At 66.0% G+C, this 5,271-nt stretch carries 5 protein-coding genes and 2 pseudogenes; 4 read left to right on the top strand and 3 right to left on the bottom strand.

Annotated elements, in window-relative coordinates:
- Positions 1-526 precede the first annotated feature (526 nt).
- From IF89_RS49920 to IF89_RS43580, 3 genes are all read right to left on the bottom strand, one after another.
- The gene (locus tag IF89_RS49920) at positions 527-1,258 is read right to left on the bottom strand and encodes a transposase (protein WP_420707010.1); all 732 of its coding nucleotides are present in this window, start codon (positions 1,256-1,258) and stop codon (positions 527-529) included.
- Between the two features lie 432 nt (positions 1,259-1,690).
- Complete coding sequence (locus IF89_RS0134550; protein ID WP_051808120.1) at positions 1,691-2,407, bottom strand: amino acid ABC transporter permease; 717 nt, start codon at positions 2,405-2,407, stop codon at positions 1,691-1,693.
- Positions 2,407-3,375, bottom strand: a complete 969-nt coding sequence (locus IF89_RS43580) for a substrate-binding periplasmic protein (RefSeq protein ID WP_078628750.1) — start codon at positions 3,373-3,375, stop codon at positions 2,407-2,409. Before IF89_RS43580 ends, IF89_RS0134550 begins: the two co-directional genes overlap by 1 nt.
- A 382-nt stretch (positions 3,376-3,757) precedes the next feature.
- Here IF89_RS43580 and IF89_RS0134545 point away from each other — a divergent pair, with 382 nt between their 5' ends.
- The 4 genes and pseudogenes from IF89_RS0134545 to IF89_RS48580 all read left to right on the top strand — a co-directional run.
- A complete protein-coding gene (locus IF89_RS0134545; protein ID WP_030776723.1) occupies positions 3,758-3,991 on the top strand; it encodes a hypothetical protein in 234 nt (77 codons plus the stop codon).
- On the top strand, positions 3,991-4,263 hold the full coding sequence (locus IF89_RS0134540; protein ID WP_030776719.1) for a hypothetical protein: 273 nt from the start codon (positions 3,991-3,993) through the stop codon (positions 4,261-4,263). The genes IF89_RS0134545 and IF89_RS0134540 overlap by 1 nt, the downstream gene beginning before the upstream one ends.
- A gap of 141 nt (positions 4,264-4,404) precedes the next feature.
- A pseudogene (locus IF89_RS48585) lies at positions 4,405-5,025 on the top strand (IS630 family transposase); the annotation flags it as partial.
- Positions 5,026-5,033: 8 nt separating this feature from the next.
- Positions 5,034-5,271, top strand: a pseudogene (locus IF89_RS48580) (hypothetical protein); the annotation flags it as partial.

Raw genomic sequence — 5,271 nt, 5'->3', positions numbered from 1 at the left:
CGCGGTGGTGATCTCCAGGTCCGCGACGGTGTAGGAAACCACCACCTGCGCCGGACCCGATGCCGCTTGGCGGGAACCGCCCGGGGGCAGGAAATCCGATCCGCCCCCACCCCCGGCAGGTCGAGCGTCGGTGAAGAAGCCCCCGCAGCCACCGCCACCACCACCGCCGAACCAGCCGGCTCCGCCCCCGCCCCCGCCAAACCCGGTCCCGCCGACACCCCCGGCGCCTGCAGTACCGGCCGTGCCGTTGCTTCCGCCCGTCTGCAAGGTGCATCTGGCTCCGCCAGCACCTCCAGCTGACTGACTGCCGCCCTCTCCGCCCTCGGCAGCATTCGAACCCGTCCAGCTGCCGCCGTCCTGACCGGCGGGGTGGCCTGCTGCACCTCCTACCTGAGTACCGGGTCCCAAACCGCCTCCTCCTCCGCCTCCGGCGACAATCAGCCGCGGGTCGGTGCCTACGACACCGGTTAGCACACAGCCCGGCACGGCTGAGGAGCACGCCCGCACATCACTGGCACCACCCCCGTCACCACCGCGGGTGCCGGGGCTCCCCCCGCCACCCGTGCCTCCCCCAACTGCCACGTTGACGTACAGGGGGCTGCCAGGCGTAACGGCAAGTGCTCCAGTCACTGTAGAGCCGGCTCCACCAGCCGCCCCCGGAACGAGGGCTCCGCTTCCGCCGGCAGCGCCGGTGGCGGTGATGGTGAGGGAGGTGACTCCGGCAGGGACGGTGAAGAGCTGGTTGGCGCCCGCACTGAAGGTGTGGGTGATGGTGGCGGCTGTGGCGGGAGCGTTGCGGGGGAGTGCCCGGGGCTGCGTTGTGGCTGTGTCGGCTGAGGTTGCCGTGGGGAGTGGGATCACGCCCGCAGGCTGCCCGTGCCTGCAGGCTCTCGACTGCCTCCACGCGGCGCAGGGGCGCAGGGATTACCTGATCAGCGCAGCCGCGCGCGCCGGCGGCAGGGAGCTCCCGCACCACAGGAGGGCCCGCCACCACACGGATCACCTCCACCGCCGACACCCTCAGCCGGCGGTTCTCCCGCCGCAGTTTCGCGAGCTCGACCCGCTCGTCGCGCTCCAGGTCTTTGGGCTGGTGACTTTCGTCGGACTGCGCCAGCCACAACCGGACCGCGGTCTCGGTCAGGTCGAAGTCCCTGACCACGTCAGGGACCGACCGGTCTCCACGCAGGCACAACTCGACGATCTCGGCCTTGAAATCGGCTGTGAACTGCCGCCGCAGCCGCTGCTTCTTCCTCGGCATGTTCTCCATCATGGACATCCCTCCCTGGGCCCGAGCCCAGATCTCCGATGTCCGCCAAAACGAAGCAACCCCAGGGTCCCGCCAATGATTTGAAGCCACGCACCAGTGGTCAAGTAGCGACGGTAGAGAACTGGTGCCAGCGCCCACTGGCAGCCACGCCGTGAGCTGCCCCGGGCTGTCACGGGGTACCGGGCGCCATGATCTGGCTGTATCCGTCCAGCGCGGGCGCCGATCGGCCACTTGCCGAAGAAGTGAGACCCCGGCCGGGGGCCGGGGTCTCACAGCGCGGGACTCGTGTTCCTTACAGCGTAAACGTCGGCGGGTCAGCGCGTGTGGTGGCGTCTGGCCACCGAAGTTGGGCTGGCGATGAGGGCGGCCGGAGTGAAGTGGGGTGGGGCAGGTGCCGCTCCGGAGGCGTGTTGTCTCGGCAGCTCATACCGCCCTAAAACGCCGATCAAGCCTGTCTATCAAGGCGGTCAGTGGGACCGTGGTAGCGAGGTAGATGCAACCAGCCGCCACCAATGCGGACAGGGTTCCTGTACGAGCGCCATGGTCCTGGGCGATCGAGAACAGATCGCGCTGCTCAGGTAGGAGTCCCAGCAGATATACCAGCGACGATTCTTTGATGATGACAATGAGCTGATTCGCGATCGCGGGCTGCATGTTACGAATGCCGAGCGGAACCATGATCCTTACCATGGCACTTCGCCGAGACAGCCCGAGTGTCAGCGAGGCCTCCAGCAGCACCGCGTCCACCGACTGGATGCCAGATCGGAAAATCTCGCACAGGTAAGCCGCGTTGACCATTCCGAGCGCAGCGATGGCATAGGGGTACGAACCCGGCCCGAATGGGCTGATGCCAGCCATGGGAAGGCCCTGGCCCACCAGCAGCACCGTGAGGATGACCGGGAGGCCACGGAAGACGCTGACGTAGACCCTTACTGGCAAACGCACCAGGTGGCACCCTGTCACGTCCAGGATGACCATCACCCACGCCATAACCAGGGCCAGCAGTGCTGACGCTATCGCAAGCAGCAGGGTATTGGGCCACCCGGTTACGATGAGTTCCGGCAGGACTGCCTTAATGTAGGACCAGTCGAAGAAGGTGTCATAGACGTGTTCCAGCCCTGATTGGGCAAAGCTACTCATCACCGCAGGCTCGGGTGCGCGGCGCGGAACACATGAGGTACTGGGCGGTCGAAGTACTCCTGGTAGAGCTTAGTGTAACTGCCATCACGGAACAGCTCGTCTAGCCCGGCATTGAGAGTCTTGATTAGCGCTTCGTTTCCCTTAGCGACGGGGAAGGCATTGGACTGCTTTAGATCCAATGTCTCGGCAAGTATGAGGGTGTTTTTGCTCTCACTTTCGATGGTGCGTGCCATCGGACCTGATGTGAGCCATGCGTCTACTTGCCCGGCTAGGAGTGCAGCTTTCTCTGTCTGGATGGAGGAGTATACGCGGAGACGTACGTTTGGGGCATGCTCCCGCAGATAAGATTCCTGAATACTTCCTCGGGTAACCGCTACGGTTTTCCCCGACAGCTTTGGAAGAGTGTCGGCATCCGAGTTCTTCCGGACAAGCAGGCCGATGTACGAGGAAGTGTGTGGAGCGCTGAAGGAGACCGTCTTCTCCCGTTCGGGAGTCTGGTTGATCGCGCGGATTGTCGTGTCGTAACGGCGGCCGATGATGGCCGGAATGGTCTCAGAAAAGGGGAGCGCAGCAGTCTCAAGTTTTAGATGATTCCGCTGCGCAAGGCGCTTGATCAGCTCATAAGTGAAGCCGACTTGCCGCCCCTGTGAATCGACGTACGAGTATGGTGGCTGATCCGTAGCGGTTATGACCCGCAGTACTCCCGGCTGCAGGGTTCCTGTGGTATTATCTTGATTTTTGGCCTTCCCGGTCTTGCTCTGGCACCCTGACACTGCGATCACACAGATAGCAAGTAGTGCCGTCCATCTGGCCAGAGACCATACTCGCCAGTTCTTGACCAGGCCTCTTGGGCTGTCCATCACGTACGCCTTAACAAGTAGCTGCCGAGACGGCCCGCCGACGGGCGCGGGCCGTTCACGTAGTGCCGTCTCCGAAAGTGGCTTTAACTTCAACTCGGTGATCGTCAATTAGTTTCATTCTCGGCGCTACATCTAATCAGCCAATTTTGACGGCTTGTGCTGACTGGCGTTGGACGGACGGGCGGCCCCACCGACTGGTGGACGGCAGCCGGAGGGTGAACCGTTCCGACTTCTCTGCCGCTCCGTTGTGAGCCGTCAGAGAGGATGGGACACGTGCCCAAGAAGATTGATGCAGCCCTCCGCAGCCAGGCCGTGAGGCTGGTGACAGAGCACCGTTCGGAGTACTCCTCCGAGCGCGCCCTGCACATCCAGGTCGCCGATTCGCTCGGTGTCTCCCGGGAGTCGAGACGGGTTCGGCCGGACTGGTCCCGAGCCCGGCAGCCCGGCGATACCGTGGTGAGACACCCAGTTCTGCCCTCTGGAGCCCTCGATGAGCGAACAGCCGGCCCCCGCCGACACCGCCGCCCGGCAGCTGGATCCCGCGGCCGCCGACGGACTGCGTGCGTACGCGGCCAAGACCCGCGCCGACGCCGACCGGTTCGCCGCCGTCCTGGAGGACATCGCCACCAACGGCCTGCCCGACCCCGAACAGTGCACCCCGTGGGAGGAGCTGCGCGAGGCCCACCTCACCCGCCTCACCGCCCAGCGCCCGGCCGTCGCCTGATGCCCACACCGCACGGCCCCCGCCGTGCCCGGATCACGTTCTCCGACTCCGCCGCCAAGCAGCTGGAGAACATCACCAGCGAGGCGGATATCCACGCCCTGGACCGCGCCCTGGTCGTCGTCTCCGTCGACCCCGAGGTCGGCGAGCCGATCCCCGGCAGCGCCGCCGGCCCCCAACTGCGCGAGTACGCCGACGAAGTCGAGCCCGTACGCCTCTTGTACTGGGTGACGGCTTTGCGGACCGTGGTCGTCGTCGCGTACCTCGAGGTCTGACCCGCGACGTCCTAGACCAAGCCGACCGCGCGCTGCTGGCACGGCCGGCCTTTCCGCATGTTCGTCGGTTGGTGAGGGATCGGGTCTGTCGGTTGGTGAGGGATCGCTCGCGTAAGGAAGACCTAGTGCAAGCTCCAGCACATCGTCCGGCGGGGAAGTACCAGCTCAGTGCGGTTCCGGCGGGCGATGATGCTGCTGGCCTCGGCCCTCGATGGGCGGGAGGCCGTCCCCGCCTTCTCGACCGTGACGACGAGGACTTCGTCGTCCAGACGGCCACCACCCGCCCGACCGTGCTGGGCAAGCCCTTCACCCGCTCGTCCATCCGCAAGCTGGCCGATCACCTACGCCGCAACATCACCCGGCCCGTCCGGATCGGCAGGGAGACCTTACGGTGCCTGCTGGCCCGCCGCCGGATCTCCTTCCAGCACGAAGACCTGGAAGGAGTCCCCGGATCCGGACTTCGACGCCGAGCCCGCCCGGATCGAGTACGCGATCAACCAGCGACCCAACCGCACCTTCGCCTTCGACGAGTTCGGCCCGCTCGGTATCCGACCGACTGCCGGTTCCTGCTGGGCCATGGAAAACCGCCCCGACCGGCTGCCGGCCACCTACCGCCGCACCCACGGCATCACCTACTTCCACGGCTGCTACTCCGTCGGAGACGACCAGCTCTGGGGCATCAACCGCAAGCGCAAGGGCATCGACCACACCTGGGCCGCCCTGCGGACGATCCGTGCTGCCCGCCCGGACGGAGCCCCACTCTCGCCGACCTGGAGAAGGCCGCCGAGGAGGCGGAGAGGGCCCGGCAGAAGGGGGCGGCCCGAAGGAACAAGGCGGGCAGGGCCCCGCAGAGGATCCGGAACGGAACGAGCGGCGCCGCGTCCGGCGCAGGCGAAAGGTCCGCCTGAAGGCGGCACTGCTCGGACGGTCCCGAGGCGGGCAGACCAGCAAGGCCCGCATCGCCGGCGGGCGCAAGTGCCGCCCGTTGGCCGTCATCCTGACCGGGGG

Source organism: Streptomyces sp. NRRL F-2664, assembly GCF_000719345.1.
Taxonomy (GTDB): Bacteria; Actinomycetota; Actinomycetes; order Streptomycetales; family Streptomycetaceae; genus Streptomyces.
The sequence above is the reverse complement of the archived record's forward strand: the minus strand, read 5'-3'. Positions and strand labels throughout refer to the sequence as shown.

Excerpts from the sequence above, each read along its gene's own strand:
- IF89_RS49920 (WP_420707010.1), bottom strand. The coding sequence starts at position 1,258 with ATGCCGAGGAAGAAGCAGCGGCTGCGGCGGCAGTTCACAGCCGATTTC.
- IF89_RS0134550 (WP_051808120.1), bottom strand. The coding sequence starts at position 2,407 with ATGAGTAGCTTTGCCCAATCAGGGCTGGAACACGTCTATGACACCTTC.
- IF89_RS0134545 (WP_030776723.1), top strand. The coding sequence starts at position 3,758 with ATGAGCGAACAGCCGGCCCCCGCCGACACCGCCGCCCGGCAGCTGGAT.
- IF89_RS0134540 (WP_030776719.1), top strand. The coding sequence starts at position 3,991 with ATGCCCACACCGCACGGCCCCCGCCGTGCCCGGATCACGTTCTCCGAC.